This is a genomic window from Streptomyces sp. NPDC057694, from assembly GCF_042799415.1.
GTDB lineage: Bacteria > Actinomycetota > Actinomycetes > Streptomycetales > Streptomycetaceae > Streptomyces.
In genome coordinates this window covers 130507-149965 of sequence record NZ_JBHVIX010000016.1, presented here as the reverse complement: position 1 = coordinate 149965, position 19459 = coordinate 130507, and the positions used below count along the sequence as shown (strand labels likewise).

At 71.7% G+C, this 19459-nt stretch carries 19 protein-coding genes; 8 read left to right on the top strand and 11 right to left on the bottom strand.

Annotated features, from left to right (window positions below):
• The first annotated feature begins 31 nt into the window (after nt 1–31).
• Entirely contained in the window at nt 32–922 is an 891-nt protein-coding gene (locus ACFVDP_RS29475) for a sigma-70 family RNA polymerase sigma factor (protein WP_383496067.1), read from the top strand.
• A gap of 67 nt (nt 923–989) precedes the next feature.
• Here ACFVDP_RS29475 and ACFVDP_RS29470 read toward each other — a convergent pair whose 3' ends face one another.
• From ACFVDP_RS29470 to ACFVDP_RS29455, 4 genes are all read right to left on the bottom strand, one after another.
• Nucleotides 990–2303 carry an MFS transporter gene (locus ACFVDP_RS29470; protein ID WP_383496063.1) on the bottom strand — a complete coding sequence of 438 codons (1314 nt, stop codon included), beginning with the start codon at nt 2301–2303 and terminating at the stop codon, nt 990–992.
• 294 nt (nt 2304–2597) lie between these two features.
• Nucleotides 2598–3245: a pyroglutamyl-peptidase I gene (gene pcp, locus ACFVDP_RS29465; RefSeq protein WP_383496060.1), complete on the bottom strand. Its 648-nt coding sequence runs from the start codon at nt 3243–3245 to the stop codon at nt 2598–2600.
• Between the two features lie 44 nt (nt 3246–3289).
• Nucleotides 3290–4252: a DUF979 domain-containing protein gene (locus ACFVDP_RS29460; RefSeq protein WP_383496057.1), complete on the bottom strand. Its 963-nt coding sequence runs from the start codon at nt 4250–4252 to the stop codon at nt 3290–3292.
• Nucleotides 4249–4977 (bottom strand): DUF969 domain-containing protein, encoded by a 729-nt coding sequence (locus ACFVDP_RS29455; protein ID WP_383496054.1) that lies wholly within the window; start codon nt 4975–4977, stop codon nt 4249–4251. The genes ACFVDP_RS29460 and ACFVDP_RS29455 overlap by 4 nt, the downstream gene beginning before the upstream one ends.
• A gap of 220 nt (nt 4978–5197) precedes the next feature.
• Between ACFVDP_RS29455 and ACFVDP_RS29450 the strand changes: the two genes are divergently transcribed.
• From ACFVDP_RS29450 to ACFVDP_RS29440, 3 genes are read left to right on the top strand one after another with little or no spacing between them, the layout of a single operon-like run.
• Nucleotides 5198–5950, top strand: coding sequence for a LamB/YcsF family protein (locus ACFVDP_RS29450; protein ID WP_383496217.1), 753 nt, complete (start codon nt 5198–5200; stop codon nt 5948–5950).
• A complete protein-coding gene (locus ACFVDP_RS29445; protein ID WP_383496051.1) occupies nt 5947–6720 on the top strand; it encodes an allophanate hydrolase subunit 1 in 774 nt (257 codons plus the stop codon). The genes ACFVDP_RS29450 and ACFVDP_RS29445 overlap by 4 nt, the downstream gene beginning before the upstream one ends.
• Nucleotides 6717–7577 carry a biotin-dependent carboxyltransferase family protein gene (locus ACFVDP_RS29440; RefSeq protein ID WP_383496049.1) on the top strand — a complete coding sequence of 287 codons (861 nt, stop codon included), beginning with the start codon at nt 6717–6719 and terminating at the stop codon, nt 7575–7577. Before ACFVDP_RS29445 ends, ACFVDP_RS29440 begins: the two co-directional genes overlap by 4 nt.
• Here ACFVDP_RS29440 and ACFVDP_RS29435 read toward each other — a convergent pair.
• Genes ACFVDP_RS29435 through ureA form a run of 4 tightly spaced genes read right to left on the bottom strand, consistent with a single transcriptional unit; the run spans nt 7561 to nt 11603 of the window.
• A complete protein-coding gene (locus tag ACFVDP_RS29435; protein ID WP_383496213.1) occupies nt 7561–8115 on the bottom strand; it encodes a TetR/AcrR family transcriptional regulator in 555 nt (184 codons plus the stop codon). The two genes, ACFVDP_RS29440 and ACFVDP_RS29435, sit on opposite strands and share 17 nt — an antisense overlap.
• 50 nt (nt 8116–8165) lie before the next feature.
• Complete coding sequence (locus tag ACFVDP_RS29430; RefSeq protein ID WP_383496045.1) at nt 8166–9185, bottom strand: agmatine/peptidylarginine deiminase; 1020 nt, start codon at nt 9183–9185, stop codon at nt 8166–8168.
• A gap of 10 nt (nt 9186–9195) precedes the next feature.
• Nucleotides 9196–10908: an urease subunit alpha gene (locus tag ACFVDP_RS29425; protein WP_383496042.1), complete on the bottom strand. Its 1713-nt coding sequence runs from the start codon at nt 10906–10908 to the stop codon at nt 9196–9198.
• Nucleotides 10905–11603, bottom strand: a complete 699-nt coding sequence (ureA, locus tag ACFVDP_RS29420; protein ID WP_383496039.1) for an urease subunit gamma — start codon at nt 11601–11603, stop codon at nt 10905–10907. The genes ACFVDP_RS29425 and ureA overlap by 4 nt, the downstream gene beginning before the upstream one ends.
• A gap of 143 nt (nt 11604–11746) precedes the next feature.
• Between ureA and ACFVDP_RS29415 the strand changes: the two genes are divergently transcribed.
• Together ACFVDP_RS29415 and ACFVDP_RS29410 are read left to right on the top strand one after the other, a co-directional pair.
• Nucleotides 11747–12448, top strand: coding sequence for a TetR/AcrR family transcriptional regulator (locus tag ACFVDP_RS29415; protein ID WP_383496036.1), 702 nt, complete (start codon nt 11747–11749; stop codon nt 12446–12448).
• A gap of 128 nt (nt 12449–12576) precedes the next feature.
• Nucleotides 12577–13749 carry an FAD-dependent oxidoreductase gene (locus tag ACFVDP_RS29410; protein ID WP_383496033.1) on the top strand — a complete coding sequence of 391 codons (1173 nt, stop codon included), beginning with the start codon at nt 12577–12579 and terminating at the stop codon, nt 13747–13749.
• Between the two features lie 60 nt (nt 13750–13809).
• Here the strand turns inward: ACFVDP_RS29410 and ACFVDP_RS29405 are convergent, their stop codons facing one another.
• Both ACFVDP_RS29405 and ACFVDP_RS29400 read right to left on the bottom strand, forming a co-directional pair.
• Complete coding sequence (locus tag ACFVDP_RS29405) at nt 13810–14898, bottom strand: branched-chain amino acid aminotransferase (RefSeq protein ID WP_383496030.1); 1089 nt, start codon at nt 14896–14898, stop codon at nt 13810–13812.
• A gap of 256 nt (nt 14899–15154) precedes the next feature.
• A complete protein-coding gene (locus tag ACFVDP_RS29400; protein WP_383496027.1) occupies nt 15155–16207 on the bottom strand; it encodes a 3-isopropylmalate dehydrogenase in 1053 nt (350 codons plus the stop codon).
• A 130-nt stretch (nt 16208–16337) separates the two neighbouring features.
• On the opposite strand from ACFVDP_RS29400, the gene ACFVDP_RS29395 reads away from it, so the two are divergent.
• Nucleotides 16338–17915 (top strand): purple acid phosphatase family protein, encoded by a 1578-nt coding sequence (locus ACFVDP_RS29395; protein WP_383496024.1) that lies wholly within the window; start codon nt 16338–16340, stop codon nt 17913–17915.
• 15 nt (nt 17916–17930) lie between these two features.
• Here the strand turns inward: ACFVDP_RS29395 and ACFVDP_RS29390 are convergent, their stop codons facing one another.
• Nucleotides 17931–18074, bottom strand: coding sequence for a hypothetical protein (locus ACFVDP_RS29390; protein ID WP_353944889.1), 144 nt, complete (start codon nt 18072–18074; stop codon nt 17931–17933).
• 349 nt (nt 18075–18423) lie between these two features.
• Here ACFVDP_RS29390 and ACFVDP_RS29385 point away from each other — a divergent pair, with 349 nt between their 5' ends.
• Nucleotides 18424–19359 carry an NADP-dependent oxidoreductase gene (locus ACFVDP_RS29385; protein ID WP_383496020.1) on the top strand — a complete coding sequence of 312 codons (936 nt, stop codon included), beginning with the start codon at nt 18424–18426 and terminating at the stop codon, nt 19357–19359.
• Nucleotides 19360–19459: the final 100 nt, after the last annotated feature.

Sequence of the window (19459 nt, the reverse complement as noted above, 5' to 3'; positions counted from 1 at the left end):
ATTGACACCCCGCGACACGAGGACGTGACCGATGGACCCTGCTGAACAGCTCAGCCGCCACTTCGAGGAGAACCGTCAACGCCTGTCTGCGCTGGCTTACCGGATCCTCGGCAACCGCACCGATGCTGAAGATGCCGTCCAAGATGCCTGGGTTCGCCTCAGCCGCCCCGGCGCAATTGACATCGCCGCCGTCACCAACCTCGACAGATGGATGACCACGGCCGTCTCACGCACATGCCTCAACAAGCTCAGAGCCCGAGCCGCGCGTCCCGAAAACCCAGCAGACGCGACCGGGCCCGAGCTGCACACGCGCCCCGTCCAGGCGCTGAACCCAGAGGAACACGCCCTTCTCGCCGAACAGGTCAGCCTGGCGCTCCACATCGTCCTGGAAAGCCTCACACCACCCGAGCGCCTCGCGTTCGTGCTGCACGATTCCTTCGGCATGTCGTTCAGCGAGATCGCCGCCGTGATCGGCAAGTCGGTCGAAGCCACCCGCAAACTCGCCAGCCGCGCCCGCAGGCGGGTACACGCCGTCGACCCGGACGAGATCGAGACCGATCCCGCCGTTCAGCGCAGCCTGGTCAACGCCTTCTTCGCAGCATCCCGCGCCGGTGACCTCGACACCCTGCTCACCCTGCTGCACCCCGAGATCACATTCCACGCCGACGGCGGAGCCACCCGGCCTGCCGCGACCGCCACGATCCGCGGCCCCGAGGACGTGACCCGACGAGCAGCGACATTCGCGGTCTCGGACACCACGTTCGAGCCGATCACGGTCAACAGCACCGCAGCAGTCATCGTCCGCGCCAACCAGCGGCCCGTCTCGATCATGGCCTTCGTGATTGCTCACGGCCGGATCGCCCGTATCTACTCACTGCTCGACCAACCACGCGTCGGCCAGCTGATCAGCAACCTCGAGTAGGCCACCAGCCCCAGCGGCAACAACCCCGCCCAAGGTATTCGTCACTCAGCTGTTCAGCGCATTGGTTTCAGACCGCCGACTCCATCACGCCTTCCGCCGACTTGACCCGGCTCAGGTCGATGTCGCGGGTCTCGCGCATCGTCAGGTAGACGATCAGCGACACGGCCGCGCAGCCGGCGACGTACCAGTAGAAGCCCGACTCCATGCCGCCGTCCTTGAACCACAGGGCGACGTATTCGGCGGTGCCGCCGAACAGCGCGTTGGCGATGGCGTACGGCAGGGCGACGCCGAGGGCGCGGATGCCGGTCGGGAAGAGTTCGGCCTTCACACAGGCGTTGATGGAGGTGTAGCCGGTGACGACGACCAGGGCGAGCAGGGCGAGCCCGAGGGCCGGCCAGAAGGACCCCGCGTGCTTCAGCAGCGTCATGATCGGGACCGTCAGGAAGGTGGAGCCGACGGCGAAGGTGATCAGGAGGGGGCGGCGTCCGATGCGGTCGGAGAGGGCGCCCGCGAGCGGCTGGATGCAGGCGAAGACGACGAGCGCGCAGAACGAGACGAGGGTGGCGGTCTCCTTGCTCAGCCCGGCCGAATTGGACAGGTACTTGGTGAGGTAGGTGGTGTACGTGTAGTACGCCACGGTGCCGCCCATGGTGAGCGCGATGACGAGGAACGCCTCGCGCCGGTGCGCCCACAGGGCCTTCATCGTGCCCTTGTCGTCGCCGCCCACGGTGGCGTCGTCGTCGGCCGACTCCGCGTAGACCTCGGTCTCCAGCATCGAGCGGCGCAGCCAGAAGATGATCGCGGCGCCGAGCGCGCCGATGATGAACGGGATGCGCCAGCCCCAGCCGTGCAGCGCGTCGTCGCTCATCGTGCGCTGGAGGATGATCAGCAGGCCCAGGCCGACGATCTGTCCCGCCGTCATCGACACGTACTGGAAGCTGGAGGCGAAGCCGCGCTTCTTGGGGTCGGAGGCCTCGGTGAGGTAGGTGGCGCTGGCCGCGTACTCGCCGCCGACCGAGAGTCCTTGCAGGAGGCGGGCGATGAGGAGGACCACGGCGCCGCCGTATCCGGCCACGGCGTAGGTCGGCGCGATCGCGATCAGCACGGCCGACGCGGACATGAGGGTGACCGTGAGGGTCAGTGCCGCCTTACGTCCCTTGCGGTCGCCGACCCGGCCGAGCAGCCAGCCGCCCACCGGGCGCATGAAGAAGCCGACGGCGAAGATGCCGGCCGTGTTCATCAGCTGGGCCGTCGGGTTGCCGTCGGGGAAGAAGGCTCCCGCGAAGTAGGTGGCGAAGCTCGCGTACACGAACCAGTCGAACCACTCGACCATGTTCCCGGCCGACCCGACCAGGATCTTCTTCCATTGCTCTCGTCCCATGACCGGTCACCTTGGGTGACCTGCACGGGCGCTGACAAGGGTGTATCCGGCAACGATCGAGCGTACTTGTGTTCATTGTGTTCACAGCGCGGCTGCGAGGCGGCTGATCGCGCAGTTCCCCGCGCCCCTTATCGGGTTGTCGTTCGTGCGCAGGCCGGTGGGGGCTGGTCGCGCAGTTCCCCGCGCCCCTGAAAGGCCTGTGGCCTTCAGGGGAAGCTGCGCGCAGCGCATGCTTCAGGGGCGCGGGGAACTGCGCGAGAAGCGGCCACCGGCCGTCAGCCGACCACACACCCCTCAGTGCGTAGCCCCCTCGCTGACCCGCAGATCGTCCCCCGTGACCACTGCGGCCAGCAGCAGCGCGGCGACCCCCCTCGCCACCGTCTCCACCGGCAGCGACGGAGCCCCACCGTCCACCACCTGTTCCGGCGCCCACGGCACGTGCACGAACCCACCCCGCACCCCGGGCAGTTCGGTCGCCAGCAAGTGGGCGAGACCGTACGCGACGTGGTTGCAGACAAAGGTTCCGGCCGTGTTCGACACGGCCCCGGGAACCCCCGCGGAGCGCATCGCGGCGACGCACCGCTTCACCGGCAGCGTGGAGAAGTACGCCGCCGGACCCCCCGGCACCACGGCGGAGTCGATCGGTCGCGCCCCGGCGTTGTCGGGGATGCGCGCGTCGTCGACATTGACCGCGACCCGCTCCACGGTGACCCCGTGGCGCCCGCCCGCCTGCCCGAGGCAGACCACGAGTTCGGGCCGCACCTCGTCGACGGCGGCCCGCAGGGCGCTGAGCGATTCCCCGAACACGCAAGGGAGCTGGACCGCTGTCACGGCGATCCCCTCCGGCGGCGCGGCGGCGACCAGCTCGGCCGCCTGCCAGGACGGGTTCACGGACTCCCCGCCGAAGGGTTCGAATCCGGTGAGCAGAACTCGGGTTGCCACTGTGTCTCCTTGTCTCCTTCGGACCGCGACGCCGGACCGCGATGTCAGACCGCGAAGACGGCCATGAACACGATGTTGCAGCCGAGCAGCGCGAGCGCCGTTGGCAGTTGCGCCTTGATCGGCCCGTACTGGTCCTTCAGTTCGAGCAGCGACGCGGGAACGATGTTGAAGTTGGCCGCCATGGGCGTGCACAGGGTGCCGCTGAACCCGGCGAGCATGCCGATCGCGAGCACCGCGACCTCGTTGCCGTGCATCTGCTGGATGAGCACGGGCCAGCCGATGGCGGCGGTCATGACCGGGAACGCGGCGAACGCGTTGCCCATGATCACGGTGAACAGGAACATGCCGAGGCAGTAGGCGAGCACGGCGGCGTACTTGGACCCGTCGGGCAGCACGTCGTTCACCAGGTCACCGACCTGGGTGCCGACCCCGGCGAGCGCGAAGATCGACCCGAGGACCGACAGGAGCTGCGGCAGCAGCAGCGCCGCGCCCATCGACTCCAGCATCGAGCGGCCGGAGTGCAGCGGCACGGACAGCTTGCGCTCGCCGGTGACGAGCATGCCGACGATCAGCGCGGCGACACAGCCGACGCCGAGCCCGATGAGCGTGGCCTTGCCGGTCTCGAAGAGGCCTGAGTCGTCGAGGAGGGAGGCGCAGACGATCGCGACGAGGGGGATCGTCAGCGCGGGGACGAACAGCTTGTTGCCGAGTTTCGCGGCGGACGCCTCGCGCTCCTGTCCCGTCGTGGTGACGGGCACGCCCTTGCCGATGAAGTTGAACCCGGCGAGCACGATCAGCGCGAGCACGGCGACGCCGAGCGGCTGCGCGGGGAGCGTGAAGCCCTCGGTGCCGGTGACCCCGGTGCCGTAGGGGAAGGTCAGGCCGAGCAGTCCCCAGAAGGCGGCGGACGTCCAGCGCTTGGGATTGGTGCGGTCCTTCGCCATCTGCACGGCCATGACGACGAAGACGAGACCGACGAGCCAGTACAGCCACTCGACCCTGATCACTTGCCGGCCTCCTCGGACGCGTGGGGCAGCGGGTAGGCGTTCTCGGCGGCCGTGGCGGCCATCTCGCGCTCCAGCCTCCGGTCGAGCAGGAGCAGCCGGGCGCCGTGGATGACGAAGGCGCAGACCGCCGACGGGATGGCCCACAGGGCGAGCTGGGTGGGTTCGAGGTTCTGGTGGTACGTGGAGTTCACGAAGCCGGTGATGAGCAGGATCGAGCCGATCGCGATGAAGCAGTCCTCGCCGAAGAAGAGGCCGACGTTGTCGGCGGAGGCGGCGTAGGAGCGGACCTTCTCGCGCAGCCGGTCGGGCAGTTTCGCCCCGGCGGTGCGTTCGGCGGCGGCCTCGGCCATCGGCGCCACGAGCGGGCGCACGGTCTGGGCCGGGCCGCCGAGGTTGTTGAGGCCGAAGGCCGCGGTTATCTGGCGGACCAGCAGGTACACGGTGAGGAACCGGCCCGCGCTGAGCCGGCCGAGCCTGCCGATGAGGGTGCGGGCCTGCTCGCGCAGGCCGTACCGCTCCAGCAGGCCGATCACGGGCAGCACGATGGCGAAGACGGTGACGGACCGGCTGTCGGCGAACGCCGTGCCGAAGGCGGCGAGGATCGCCGACGGATCCATCCTGGCGAGCAGTCCGGTGGCGATACCGGCGACACCGACCACGAGGACGGGGTTGCGGCGCGTGACGAATCCGAGGATCACCACGAGCACGCCGAGCAGAACGATCATGCGGCGGCCTTCACGGGGAGGGGCGGTACGGGCAGGGCAGCGCAGGGCGCACGGAACCGGATGATGGAATTCCGGAGGCGACGCCCGGACCCTAGGCGATCGTTGAACGATCGAACAAGGGGCGTCCGATAACCGGACGGCATCGCGGCGACCCTTCGCCCATTTCGGGCTCTTGTCGAATCGTTCAACAATCGCTTACGTTGAGCAGGTGATCCAGGACGTGATGGACCTCAACGCAGACCTCGGCGAAGGCTTCGGCCGCTGGACCCTGACCGACGACGAGGCACTGCTCTCCGTCGTCACCAGTGCCAACGTCGCCTGCGGCTTCCACGCGGGCGACCCCACCGTGATGCGCCGGGTCTGCGCCCTCGCCGCCGAGCGCGGGGTGCGGATCGGCGCGCAGGTGTCGTACCGCGACCTCGCCGGGTTCGGGCGCCGCGCCATGGACGTGCCGGCGGACGAGCTGGCGGCCGAAGTGGCGTACCAGATCGGCGCGTTGCGGGTCTTCGCGGAGGCGGCCGGGTCCACGGTCTCGTACGTGAAGCCGCACGGCGCGCTCTACAACCGCACCGTGCGCGACGCCGGCCAGGCCCGCGCGGTGGTCGAGGGCGTGCTGCTGGCCGGTGGCGGGCTGCCCGTGCTCGGCCTGCCGGGATCGGAGCTGCTCGGCGCCGCCGGGGAGGCGGGCCTCACCCCGGTCCGCGAGGCCTTCGCCGACCGCGCCTACACCCCGGAGGCCACCCTCGTCCCGCGCCGCGAGCCCGGCGCCGTGGTCGAGGACGCGGACGCCGTGGTGCGCCGCGCGGTCGGCTTCGCCGTGGACGGCGGGGTCGAGGCGGCGGACGGCAGCCGGGTCGCGGTCGCCGCCCGCTCGCTGTGCGTGCACGGCGACACCCCGGGCGCGGCCCGGATCGCGGCGCGGGTGCGTGCCGCTCTGGAGGACGCCGGGGTCACCGTGGGTGCGTTCACGTGAGCGGCGATCTGGTCGTGCGGCCCGTCGGGCGGCAGGCCCTGCTCGTCGAGCTGCCGGACTCCGATCGCACCGGCGCCCTGCACGCGGAGCTGCTGCGCCGTCGCGCGGCCGGGACGCTGCCTCCGGTCGCCGAGATCGTTCCGGGCGCGCGCACCGTACTGCTCGACGGAGTGCGGGACCCGGAATCTTTCGCCCGCGAGCTGGCCGCCTGGGACGTGCCGTCGGCCCCGCCGCAGGAAGGCGACGTGATCACGATCCCCGTGGTCTACGACGGCCCTGACCTGGCCGACGTGGCCGCGCTGTGGGGTGTCGCCGAGGATGAGGTGGCGGCGCTGCACTCCTCTTTCACGTACCGCGTCGCGTTCTGCGGGTTCGCTCCGGGCTTCGGGTATCTCACCGGGCTGCCCGAGGAGTTGCACGTGCCGCGCCGCGCTACTCCGCGTACGCGGGTGCCGGTTGGCTCGGTGGCTCTCGCGGGGCCTTACTCGGCGGTGTACCCGAGGGCGACCCCCGGGGGCTGGCAGATCATCGGGACCATGCCGGATCCGACTCCGCTGTGGGATCCGGCGCGGGAGCGGGCGGCGCTGCTGGCCCCCGGGGTGCGGGTCCGCTATCAGCCCCTGCCACGGGGCTCCGCCCCGGACCCCGCTCCTCAATCGCCGGAGGGGCTTAAAACAGGCGCCCCGTCAGGGGCGCGGGGAACTGCGCGACCAGCCACGAACAACCCGCTGTCGGCCACCGGCAACAGCAACGACGGCGAGATGCCATGACCGCCAAAATCACAGTGACACGACCCGGCGCCCTCACCACCGTCCAGGACGCCGGCCGCGCAGGCCACGCCCACCTGGGAGTCCCCCGCAGCGGCGCCCTGGACGCCCCCGCGATGCACCTCGCGAACCGGCTCGCCGGGAATCCGGAGGACGCCGCCGTTCTGGAGACCACCCTGACCGGCTGCGGGCTGCGCCCCGACCGGACGGTCACGGTCGTGGTCGGCGGCGCGCCCTGCCCGGTCACCGTCGACGGCCGCCCGGCGCCGTGGGGCGCCCCGGTGCGGGTGCCCGCCGGGGCCGTCCTCGACGCGGGCCCGCCGACCAGCGGCCTGCGCTCCTACCTGGCCGTGTCCGGCGGCATCGCCGTCGACCCGGTTCTGGGCAGCCGCGCCACCGATCTCCTGTCGGGCCTGGGCCCGGCCCCGCTCGCCGAGGGCACGGTGCTCCCGGTGGGCCGGGCGCACACCGTCCCCGTGCTTCCCGCGGCGGCGCCCTGGCCGGCCCCGCCCGCCGAACTGGTGCTGCCGGTGCGGCTCGGCCCGCGCGCGGACTGGTTCACGGCGGCGGGAGTGCGTACGTTCCTGACGGCCGCGTTCACCGTGTCGGCGCACAGCAACCGCATCGGCCTGCGCACCGAAGGGCCGTCCCTGGAGAGGGAGTTCGAGGGGGAACTGCCCAGCGAGGGCATGGTCCTCGGCGCGGTGCAGGTGCCGCCGGACGGCCGCCCGGTGGTGTTCCTGCACGACCATCCGACGACCGGCGGCTACCCGGTGATCGCCGTGGTGGCGCCGGAGGCCCTGGCCGCGGCGGCGCAGGCGGCGCCCGGTGTCCCCGTCCGGTTCACGCCGAGTCGCTGACCGCGAGCCCGTCGTCCAGGAACTCCCCCACGTGGGCGAGGACTTCGGTGCGGTCGGTACCGCGCAGGCCGATCACGACATGGATCGAGAACCCGTCGAGCAGCGCCCGCAGCCGGGTGGCGAACCGGTCCGGGTCCACCCCGGCGCGGAACTCCCCGCGCGAGATCCCCTCGGCGAGCAGCGCCACCAGGTCGCGGTGCCAGGCCCCCTCGATGGCGGCCTGCCGGGTGCGGGCGTCGTCGTCGAAGTTCTGCGAGCGGTTGAACACCTCCAGCCACAGCGACCAGTGCGGGTCCCGGTGCGCGCCGGGCACGTACAGATCGACGTACGCGTCGACCCGTTCGCGCGCGCTGCCGCCCCGCACCAGCAACTCCCGCCGCTGCGCGCCGAGTTTCCCCTCGCTCCACTCCAGGGTGCGCAGCAGCAGTTCGTCCTTGGACCCGAAGTGGTAGGCGAGATGCCCGCTGCTCATGCCGACCTCGCGCCCGAGCGCGGCCATGGTGAGCTTCTCCAGGCCGCTCTCGGCGATCATCGCCATGGTCGCCGCGAGCACGTTCTCCCGGGGCGGGGCGGGCGTGTGGCGGCGGGTCACGTCGCGGGCTGCTGCTGGGTGATGCAGTGGATGCCGCCGCCGGCCGCGAAGATCGTACGGGCGTCGACCAGCGTGACCGTACGGGACGGGAAGAGGCGGCGGAAGATCGCCGCGGCCTTCTCGTCGTTCGGGTCGTCGAAGCCGCACAGGACCACGCCGTCGTTGCAGAGGTAGTGGTTGATGTACGAGTAGTCGACCCAGCCCTCGTCGTCGGTGAGGACGGTCGGGGCCGGGACCTCGACGATCTCCAGCGGGCGGCCCTGCGCGTCCGTCTGCCCGGACAGCACCTCGATGATCTGCCGGCTGACCTCGAAGTCGGGGTGGGCGGGGTCCTGCTGCGCGTGGACGAGGACGACGCCCGGCGCGGCGAAGGCGGCGACGATGTCGACGTGGCCGCGGGTGCCGAACTGGCCGTAGTCGCCGGTGAGTCCGCGCGGCAGCCAGATCGCCTTCGTCGTGCCGAGCCGGGCGTGGATCTCGGCCTCGACGCGCTCCTTGGTCCAGCCGTTGTTGCGGTCCGGGTCGAGCTGGACGGTCTCGGTGAGGAGCACGGTGCCCTCGCCGTCGACGTGGATGCCGCCGCCCTCGTTGACCAGGACCGAGGAGTGGACGGGGACGCCGGTGAGGTCGGCGATGTGCCGGGCGATCTTCGCGTCGTGCTCCCAGCGGGCCCAGTCCTGGGCGCCCCAGCCGTTGAACGTCCAGTCCACGGCGGCTAGTTCACCCGACTCCGCGTGCTTCACGAACGTGGGGCCGATGTCGCGCATCCACGCGTCGTCCAGGTCGCGCTCGACCAGCTCGACGGCCGGGTCGAGGAGTTCGCGGGCACTCTCGTGCTGTCCGGGACCGACGACCATCGTCACCGGCTCGTACGCGCGCACGGCGTTGGCGACGGCCGCCCACGCGGTACGCGCCCCGGCCAGCTCGGCGTCGTCGGCGAAGGTCGGGTTGGGGCCCGGCCACGCCATCCAGGTGCGCTCGTGCGGTGCCCACTCGGGCGGCATGAAGTACGTCATCGCGGGGACCTCAGAGGAAGTAGAGACGGTTGAGGGGGACGGAGTCGGCCGGTTCCGAGCGGATCGGTTCGCCGTCGAGGGTGACCAGGCCGGTGCGCTGGTCGACGTCCACGGCTCCCGTACGGGAGTTGAACCGCAGGTCGGCGGGGCCGATGCCCCGGGTGCCGCGCACCGCGACCCGGCGCCGTCGCGTGGGCATCGTGTCGTGCCCGTCGTCGACGGCGGCCTGCGCGACGAAGGCCACCGACAGCTCGGCGGCGGTCGCGCCGTGCGCCCCGAACTGCGGTCCGAGGACGAGGGGTTCACAGGTGTCGGTGGCCGCGTTCGGGTCGCCGACGACGCCGTACGCGGGGAAGCCGGACTTCAGCACGAGCTGCGGCTTCGCGCCGAAGAACTCCGGGCGCCACAGCACGATGTCGGCCATCTTGCCGGGCTCGATGGAGCCGATCTCGTGCGAGAGGCCGTGGGCGATGGCGGGGTTGATGGTCAGCTTCGCCATGTAGCGCAGGACGCGGTCGTTGTCGTGGCCGACGCCGGGGTCGCCCAGCTCGCCCTTCATCTTGCCCGCCATGGCGAACGTACGACGGACGGTCTCGCCCGCCCGGCCCATGCCCTGCGCGTCGGACGAGGTGATGCCGATGGCGCCCAGGTCGTGCAGCACGTCCTCGGCGCCCATCGTCCCGGCGCGGATCCGGTCCCGGGCCATCGCGGCGTCGCCGGGCAGGTCGGGCTTGAGGTCGTGGACGGAGACGATCATGCCGTAGTGCTCGGCGACGGCGTCCCGGCCGAAGGGCAGCGTGGGGTTGGTGGAGGACCCGATGACGTTCGGGACACCCGCCATCTTCAGCACGTTCGGCACGTGGCCGCCGCCGCAGCCCTCGATGTGGAAGGCGTGGATGGTGCGGCCTTCCAGCACCCTGAGGGTGTCCTCGACCGACAGGCATTCATTCAACCCGTCGCTGTGCAGCGCGACTTGGACGTCGTGCTCCTCGGCGACGCGCAGCGCGGTGTCGAGCGCGCGGGTGTGCGCGCCCATGTCCTCGTGCACCTTGAACCCGCAGGCCCCGCCCTCGGCGAGCGCCTCCACCAGCGGGGCGTCGTGCGAGGACGAGCCACGGCCCAGGAAGCCGATGTTGACGGGCCAGGCGTCGAACGCGGAGAAGGCGTGCTTCAGCGCCCACGGCGAGTTCACGCCGACGCCCCAGACCGGGCCGAACTCCTGCCCGATGATCGTGGTGACGCCGGAGGCGAGGGAGGCCTCCATGATGCGCGGGGAGAGCAGGTGGACGTGCGTGTCGACGGCTCCGGCGGTGGCGATCAGCCCCTCCCCCGACACGATGGACGTGCCCGTGCCGACGACGACGTCGACGCCGTCGAGGGTGTCCGGGTTGCCGGCCCGCCCGATGGCGTGGATGCGGCCCTCGCGGATGCCGATGGAGACCTTCCTGATCCCCAGCGCGGCGTCGATCACCACGACGTTCGAGATGACCACGTCGCAGGTCTCGCGGACGGCGGCGGCCTTCAGGTGCAGTCCGTCGCGGGCGGTCTTGCCGAATCCGGCCAGGAACTCGTCGCCGTACGCCTGCGAGTCCGACTCGACCTTGACCGTGAGCCCGGAGTCGCCGAGGCGGATCCGGTCACCGGCGCGCGGGCCGTGCGTGGCCGCGTACTCGTACGGGGTCAGCCTGCGGGCTTCGGCGGGGTGGCCTCCGGGGCGGCTCATCGGCCGGCCTCCTCTGTGTCGACTCCGAGGTATCCGCAGGCGGCGGCGCGGCGCAGCGCCTCCTCGCGGGCGCCGGGCGCGTCGAGCGGCCCGTCCACGAGACCGGCGAAGCCGATGGCGATCCGCGCACCGCCGATCGGCACGAGGGGCACGTCGGCGGACTCGCCGGGCCCGAACCGCACGGACGAGCCCGCGGGCACCGCGAGCCGCATGCCGTAGGCCTTCGCCCGGAGGAAGTCCAGGCGCGGGTTCGCCTCGAAGAAGTGGAAGTGGGACGTCACGGAGACGGGGACGGACGCCGTGTTGGTGACGGTCAGCGTCAGCTCCGGCTCCGGGTCGGCGTGCTCGGGGCCCGGCAGCAGCGCGCCCGGAGCATCGTCGCCGAGCCCGTCCCCCGCGATCGGGCCGCTCACGATCGCGAGCCGCGACCCGTCGTCGAAGACGGCCTCGACATGCACCTCGGTGACGACGTCGGCGACACCGGGCAGCACGTCGTCGGGCCCGAGCACGGACCGCGCCGCCTCGATCGCCTCCGCGAGCCGCTTCCCGTCACGGGCCGCCTCGCAGACGGTGTCCGCGATCAGCGCGGTCGCCTCGGGCACATTGAGCCGCAGCCCACGGGCCCTGCGCGCCCGGGCCAGCTCCGCGGCGCCGAACAGCAGCAGCCGGTCGCGCTCGGTGGGGGTGAGTCGCACGCCGTCCTACCTCCTCAAGATTTGAATGCCACTCTAAATGCTGACCGAAGACATGGGAACCCATGCCCCGCAAGCTGGAAGCAGACCTCATTGAGCGGCGCTCTAAATATCTGGACGCAGGAGCGGGCGACTACCGTGGGCCCGTGACCAGCAGCGACCGGACCGGCACCGACCGGACCAGCACCCCGCGCAGCCGCCGCGAGCGGCCCGCCAAGCCCGCCCTGAGCCGGAGCGCCATCGTCACCGCCGCCGTGCGCGTCCTGCGCGCCGAGGGGCTCGGCAAGGTGACGATGCGGCGCCTCGCGGCCGAACTCGACACCGGTCCCGCCTCGCTGTACGTCTACGTCCGCAACACCGACGAGCTGCACGCCGCCGTGCTCGACGCGCTCCTCGACGAGGTCGACCTCGGGCCCGCCCGGGACACCGCGGGCGACTGGCGCGAGCGGCTGACCCGGCTGCTCGCCTCGTACCGCGACATGCTGTTCCGCCATCCGTCACTGGCCCGCTCCGCGCTGACCGTGCACCCCTCGGGCGAGCACTACCTGGACCTGGTGGAGGCCGTGCTCGTACTGCTGCGCGAGGGCGGGGTGCCGGACGCCCGGGCCGCCTGGGGCGTGGACCTGCTCCTGCAGTACGCGACAGCGACGGCCGCCGAGCACGCGGGCGACAGCGGCACGGACACGATGGACGCCACGTTCACCGCGATCGCCGAGGCATCGCCCGCCCGGCACCCGGAGATCGTCCGGCTCGCCGACGTGCTCGTCGCGGGCGCCCCGGGACGCCTCGACTGGGGGATCACGACCCTGATCGCGGGCATCGAGGCCGCACCCGAGCCGCCCGTCTGACCTGCGCGGCACCGCCTCTCCGCACACGCACGTACACACCCGCACCCCTTAACGAACTTGTTCGTTACGAACATGTTCGTTACCGTGGAAGGGCAAGACCGGACACCGCGGCACCCAGGGAGGCCACCATGAACACCACGACCACCACCCCGCACACCCCGCACCTCCCTGTCGCCGTCGTCGGCGCGGGACTCGGCGGCCTCGTGCTCGCACGCGTCCTGCACGTGAACGGCATCGACTGCACCGTCCTCGACCTGGACGCCTCGGCCGACGCCCGCACCCAGGGCGGCATGCTCGACCTGCACGAGGAGACGGCGCAGGCGGCGCTGCGCGCGGCCGGACTCCACGACGCGTTCCGCGCCATCGTCCTGTCCGGCGGCGAGGAGACCCGGGTCATCGCCCCCGACGGCACTCTGGTCAGCCACGAGCCGGACACCGGCGACGGCGGCCGCCCCGAGGTCAACCGTGCCGAGCTGCGCCGTCTGCTCCTCGACTCGCTGCCCGACGGCACCATCCGGTGGGGCGCGAAGGTCACCGGCGCCGAGCCCGCCGACGTCCCGGGCCGCCACCTGGTCACCCTCGCCGACGGCCGCCGCTTCACCACGGACCTGCTGATCGGCGCCGACGGCGCCTGGTCCCGGATCCGTCCGCTGCTGACCGACGCCCGGCCCGCGTACACCGGCATCTCCTTCGTGGAGGCCGATGTGCTGCCGGGCAACGCGCGGCACGCGGAGATCGCCGCGTTCAACGGCGGCGGCAGCGCCTTCGCCCTCGGCGACGAGCGCGCCCTGCTCACGCACCGCGAGAGCGACGACCGCGTGCACACCTACGTCGCGGTGAAGGCGCCCGAGGACTGGCTCGGCTCGATCGACTTCACGGACACCGAGGCGGCGCGCACCGCGGTGCTCGCCCGGTTCGACGGCTGGGACGACCGGCTGCGCGCGCTGATCGCGGACGCCGACGGACCCCTGGTGCCGCGCCTGATCCACGCCCTGCCGGTCGGCATCTCCTGGGAGCGGGTGCCCGGCGTCACGCTGCTCGGCGACGCGGCGCACCTGATGTCGCCGTTCGCCGGCGAGGGCGCCAACCTCGCCATGTTCGACGGCGCCGAGCTGGCCCGCGCGATCGTCGAGCACCCGGACGACCCGGAGGCCGCGCTGACCGCGTACGAGAAGGAGCTCTTCCCGCGCAGCGCGGAGACGGCGGCCGAGTCGGCGGCCAACCTGGAGATGATGTTCGGCTCCGACGCGCAGCGGAGGCTGCTCGACCTGTTCGCGGGGTTCGGCCCCGAGCAGGCCTGAGAACGACGGACGGCCCCCGTACCGCGGATCGCGGTGCGGGGGCCGTCCGGCGTCGCGTGCTCAGCCCAGCTTGTGCATCCAGCCGTGCTCGTCCGCCGTCTTGCCGCGCTGGATGTCCAGCAGGGCGTTGCGCAGCTTCATGGTGACCTCGCCGGCCTCGCCGCCGGACTGCTGCCACTCGGCGCCCGCGCGCTTGACGGTGCCGACGGGGGTGATGACGGCGGCGGTGCCGCAGGCGAAGACCTCGGTCAGCTCGCCGGAGGCGGCGTCGGCCTGCCACTGCTCGATGGAGACGCGATCCTCCTGCGACGAGTAGCCGAGGTCGCGGGCGACCTGGAGGAGCGAGTCACGGGTGACGCCCGCGAGGAGCGAGCCGGTCAGGGTCGGCGTGACGATCCGGTCGCCGTACACGAAGTACAGGTTCATGCCGCCCAGTTCCTCGACCCACTTGTGCTCGACGGCGTCGAGGTAGGCGACCTGGTCGCAGCCCTTGGCGGCGGCCTCGGCCTGCGCGAGCAGGGACGCGGCGTAGTTGCCGCCGGTCTTGGCGTCGCCGACGCCGCCGGGGACGGCGCGCACGCGGTCCTCGGAGAGCCAGATGGAGACGGGCTTCACGCCACCGGAGAAGTACGCGCCGGCCGGCGAGGCGATGACGATGAAGAGGTACTCGGAGGCCGGCTTCACGCCGAGCCCGACCTCGGTCGCGATCATGAACGGGCGGAGGTACAGGGACTCCTCGCCGCCGTGCGCCGGGACCCAGTCCCTGTCCTGCTGGACGAGCAGGTCACAGGCTTCGACGAACGTCTCGACGGGCAGCTCGGGCATGCCCAGGCGCCAGGCCGAGTGCTGGAAGCGCTTGGCGTTCATGTCGGGGCGGAACGTGGCGACGGTGCCGTCGGGCTGCCGGTAGGCCTTGAGGCCCTCGAAGATCTCCTGCGCGTAGTGCAGGACGTTCGTCGCCGGGTCGATGGAGAGCGGGCCGTACGGCACGAGCTGTCCGTCGTGCCAGCCGCGGCCCTCGGTCCACCGGATCGTCACCATGTGGTCGGTGAAGTGCCGGCCGAATCCCGGGCTCTCCAGGATCGCCTCGCGCTCCGCGGCGGACAGCGGGGTCGAAGAGGGCTTGAGCTCGATCGTGGGCGTCGTCATGGTTGCGTGTCCTTCACCGTTGGTTGTGACGGACCGCGCTCACGTCTGCACTCCTTGTACTAGGACGTCCGAGCTTTCGCGTAGATCGCGGCCCCGCGTTCGATTATCGCGCGCGCGGGGCTGTGCTCGAAACATTCCGGACGGGTGCGGAGGGTGATGCGGCCCGGGGTCGATGGTGGCACCTGGGGCCGCACAGGAGAAGCCGCCGGGTGCTGGTGGGCGACCCGGCGGCTTCTCTTGCTGAATGCGCGCCGGGTCAGCCGGCTACTACTCGGGCGACGAGCGCGTCGCCGATCTCGTCGGTCGAGCGCGGAGTGTCGCCGCGCTCGCCGAGGTCGGCGGAGACGGCGGTCTCGATGCGCTCGGCCTGCGACTCGTAGCCGAGGTGACGCAGGAGGAGGGCGACCGAGAGGACCGTGGCGGTCGGGTCGGCCTTGCCCTGTCCGGCGATGTCCGGGGCCGAGCCGTGGACGGGCTCGAACATCGACGGGAACTCGCGGCCCGGGTTGATGTTCCCGGAGGCCGCGACGCCGATGCCGCCGGAGACGGCAGCGGCGAGGTCGGTGATGATGTCGCCGAAGAGGTTGTCGGTGACGATCACGTCGAACCGGGCCGGGTCGGTGACCAGGTAGATGGTCGCGGCGTCGACGTGGATGTAGTCGGTGGTGACCTCGGGGAACTCCTTGGCCACCTTGTTGAAGATGTTCGTCCAGAGGTGTCCGGCGAAGGTCAGCACGTTGTTCTTGTGGACCAGCGTGAGCTTCTTGCGCGGGCGGGCCTGGGCGCGGGCGAACGCGTCGCGCACCACACGCTCCACACCGAACGCGGTGTTGACGGAGACCTCGGTGGCGACCTCGTGCTCGGTGCCCTTGCGGATCACGCCACCGTTGCCGGTGTACGGGCCTTCGGTGCCCTCGCGGACGACGACGAAGTCGATCTCGGGCTGACCGGCGAGCGGGGTGGAGACGCCGGGCAGCAGCTTCGACGGGCGCAGGTTCACGTGGTGGTCGAAGGCGAAGCGGAGCTTGAGCAGGAAGCCGCGCTCCAGGACACCGGACGGCACCGACGGGTCGCCGATGGCGCCGAGCAGGATCGCGTCGTGCTTCTTGAGCGAGTCGAGGTCGGCGTCGGTGAGGGTCTCACCCGTCGCGTGGTAGCGCTTGGCGCCGAAGTCGTAATCCTCGGTCTCCAGCTTCACGTCCTGGGGAAGGACGGCGGAGAGGACCTTGAGACCCTGGGCCACGACCTCCTGGCCGATACCGTCACCGGGGATCACTGCGAGATTGAGGATGCGAGAGCTTGCCGACATGGCCAAGACCGTACTCCCAGTCCCATGGGATGACACTCGCTGTCCATCATCCGGACAGGCTCCCGTACGGTCGTCTGCTGTTCACCCCCCGGTGTGGCGGGAGTTGGGGCCTGCTGGGAAGTTGACCCGCATGGAGACCCCCGGCACGGAGACCCCCGACGTCGGCATCCCGCCGCGACTCGCGCGGCGGATGAGCATGCCGGAGCAGTACGAGTATCTGCGGGCGGCGTTCGGCAGGCGCCGGGCGCTGGTGACGGCCGGCGCGGTCGCGGGCGGGCTGCTCACCGGCTGTTCGGGCGACGGCTCCGCGACAGGCACGCAGGCGTCGCCCGCCGCCTCCGCGACGAGCGGCTCGGCGCTGCCGCCGTTCGGCCGCCATCTCGCCTTCGGCGCGGACCCGCGGACCCAGATGCGGATCTCCTGGCAGGTGCCGCGCGCGGTCCGCACTCCCTACGTGCGCATCGGGCTGCGCCCCGACGACCTGAGCCGGAAGATCGCGGCGGAGGTGCGCGATCTGCACACCCCCGGGGTCACCGGGGTCCGCCCGGCGCTCGACCAGTTCTATGTGCACGCGGCCCTCGACCGGCTGACGCCGGGCACGACGTACTACTACGGCGTCGGCCACGACGGCTACGACCCGGCCGCCGCCGCGCACCGCTCGACGATCGCGCACTTCCGCACGGCCCCGGCGACCGCGCCCGGCTCCTTCACCTTCACCGCCTTCGGCGACCAGGGCGTCGGGGAGACGGCGGCGGCGAGCGACCATCTGATGCTGAAGCAGGATCCGGCCTTCCATCTGCACGCCGGCGACCTCTGCTACGCGGACGGCACCGGGCACGGCAAGAAGACGGACGGCTACGACCCCGGGTTCTGGGACCTGTTCCTGAAGCAGAACGAACAGGTGGCCAGGACTGTCCCCTGGATGGTGACGACCGGCAACCACGACATGGAGGCCTGGTACTCCCCCGAGGGCTACGGCGGCCAGCTGGCCCGCTGGTCCCTGCCGGACAGCGGCTTCGACGCCCGCTCGACACCGGGCGCGTACACCTTCACGTACGGCAATGTGGGCGTGATCGCGCTGGACGCCAACGACGTCAGCTACGAGATCACGGCGAACCTGGGCCACAGCGGCGGACGCCAGACGGCGTGGCTGGAGCGCACGCTGAAGAAACTCCGGGCGGCCGACGGCATCGACTTCGTCGTCGTGTTCTTCCACCACTGCGCGTACTCGACCTCGTCGCACGCCTCCGACGGCGGAGTGCGCAAGGAGTGGCTGCCCCTCTTCGACGACCACCGGGTGGACCTGGTGATCAACGGGCACAACCACGTCTACGAGCGCACCGACGCCCTGCGCGGCGGGGCCGTCGGCCGGGCCGTCCCGATCGGCGGCACGGCCGACCCCGTGCGCGACGGCATCGTCTATGTCACCGCGGGCGGCGGCGGCCGCGATCTGTACGGCTTCCGGCCCGGCGCCAAGGAGAGCTACGAGGGGCACGAGCGGACGCACCGGCCCGTCGACAGCTTCGTCTGGGCGACGAAGTCGGGGCAGGCCAGGAACGAGACCGTGGACTGGTCACGGGTGCGCTATCGCGGATTCTCGCTGCTCAAGGTCGAGGCGGAGTCCGGCGCGCACCCGCGCCTGAAAGTGTCGGCACTGGCCCATGACGGCACGCGCGTCGACCACTTCGAGGTGAAGCGGGGGGCCTGAGGGGCCCGACCGGTCTCAGTGACCGGTCTCCCCGCCGTTGTCCCTGCGGTCGAAGGAGCGCTGGAGGGCGGCGGCGGCACTCTTGGCCGCCCTGCGGTCGGCTTCGGTGGAGGGAGAGACGTGGCGGACTCGGCGGCGAGCGGGCGTCGCAGTGGCCATGGAGATCGACTCCTTGAGATCGCATGAGGTCGCGCGGGAAGCGCTGACCCACGGGGATTTCGAGGCGCCGGAAGGGGCGGGGAACCAGAGCTGCAGGGGTTGCCTGCCAAGTGCTCGGCTCACGGCCGCCATTCGCCGGATCGGGCGAGTCGTTCGGCTCCTACAAAGCTAGGGCAGGTCTCTGCTTCTGTCTCCACAATTACTCGGACTTCCTACTATCTGAGACGGACCTCACGGCGGACCCGCTCCGGACAGGGCCCATGGCGCGGGGCGCGGCCGCACTCCACGATGGACCCAGAACCGGCCGGGCCGCGGTGGCCCGGCCGGACCCCTGGGGAGGGAGTCCACCATGCGTGTGATCACTCAGCGGAGGCTCGGCGGACCCGAAGTGCTGGAGCTGGTCGAGGTGGGGCGGCCCGTGCCGGGCGCGGGAGAGGTACTGGTCCGGGTGCACGCGGCCGGGGTGAACCCGGTGGACCGGCTGGCCCGCACCGGCGAGGCACCGCTCTTCGGGGATCCGCCGTTCACCCTCGGCCGGGACCTGTCGGGGGTGGTGGAGTCGTGCGGCGGGGACGTGACCGGATTACGGCCCGGCGACGAGGTCTTCGGCATGATCCCCGGCGGGGCCTACGCGGACTGTGTCGTCGTCCGCACCGAGCACCTCGCCCCGAAACCGGCGACGGTCGACCATGTGCACGCCGCCGCGGTCCCGGCCGCCGCGCTCACCGCCTGGCAGGCCCTGATCGACACCGGGCACATGGCGCCGGGGCGGCGGGTCCTCGTCCACGCGGCGGCGGGCGGTGTCGGGCACATCGCGGTGCAGATCGCCAAGGCCGAGGGCGCGTACGTGATCGGGTCCGCCCGCGCCGACAAGCACGAGTTCCTGCGCGGTCTCGGGGTCGACGAGCCGCTGGACTACACGACGACGGACTTCGCCCGCACGGTCCGGGACGTCGACGTGGCCCTGGACCTCATCGGTGGCGCGTACGGGCCGCGGACCCTGGCGACGCTGCGGCCCGGGGGGCTGCTCGCGTCGGTGGTGCTCTCCGATCCGGGGGTGACCACGCGGGACGCGCAGGCCCGCGGGGTGACCTTCGTGCCGGTCTCGGTGCGGCCGTCGGGGGCGACGCTGGGGAAGGTGGCCGCGCTGATGGCCGCCGGCCGGGTCCGGTCGCACGTCTCGGCCCGGCTGCCGCTGGAGGGGGCGGGCAAGGCCCACGAACTCAGCGAGACCGGGCGCACCCAGGGCAAGATCGTCCTGACGCTGGTCGAGGAGACGGGCTGATCGAGGTCTCGTCGTCGGGTGCCGGCCGGTGGCCGCTTCTCGCGCAGTTCCCCCCCCCCCCCGGAGGACGAAAACCTCCTCCCAAGGAGAGGGGGAACCC

Coding starts and splice junctions, on each gene's coding strand:
- ACFVDP_RS29475 (WP_383496067.1), top strand. CDS start 32: ATGGACCCTGCTGAACAGCTCAGCCGCCACTTCGAGGAGAACCGTCAA.
- ACFVDP_RS29470 (WP_383496063.1), bottom strand. CDS start 2,303: ATGGGACGAGAGCAATGGAAGAAGATCCTGGTCGGGTCGGCCGGGAAC.
- ACFVDP_RS29455 (WP_383496054.1), bottom strand. CDS start 4,977: ATGATCGTTCTGCTCGGCGTGCTCGTGGTGATCCTCGGATTCGTCACG.
- ACFVDP_RS29440 (WP_383496049.1), top strand. CDS start 6,717: ATGACCGCCAAAATCACAGTGACACGACCCGGCGCCCTCACCACCGTC.
- ACFVDP_RS29435 (WP_383496213.1), bottom strand. CDS start 8,115: ATGGCGATGATCGCCGAGAGCGGCCTGGAGAAGCTCACCATGGCCGCG.
- ACFVDP_RS29430 (WP_383496045.1), bottom strand. CDS start 9,185: ATGACGTACTTCATGCCGCCCGAGTGGGCACCGCACGAGCGCACCTGG.
- ACFVDP_RS29425 (WP_383496042.1), bottom strand. CDS start 10,908: ATGAGCCGCCCCGGAGGCCACCCCGCCGAAGCCCGCAGGCTGACCCCG.
- ACFVDP_RS29410 (WP_383496033.1), top strand. CDS start 12,577: ATGAACACCACGACCACCACCCCGCACACCCCGCACCTCCCTGTCGCC.
- ACFVDP_RS29405 (WP_383496030.1), bottom strand. CDS start 14,898: ATGACGACGCCCACGATCGAGCTCAAGCCCTCTTCGACCCCGCTGTCC.
- ACFVDP_RS29400 (WP_383496027.1), bottom strand. CDS start 16,207: ATGTCGGCAAGCTCTCGCATCCTCAATCTCGCAGTGATCCCCGGTGAC.
- ACFVDP_RS29395 (WP_383496024.1), top strand. CDS start 16,338: ATGGAGACCCCCGGCACGGAGACCCCCGACGTCGGCATCCCGCCGCGA.
- ACFVDP_RS29390 (WP_353944889.1), bottom strand. CDS start 18,074: ATGGCCACTGCGACGCCCGCTCGCCGCCGAGTCCGCCACGTCTCTCCC.
- ACFVDP_RS29385 (WP_383496020.1), top strand. CDS start 18,424: ATGCGTGTGATCACTCAGCGGAGGCTCGGCGGACCCGAAGTGCTGGAG.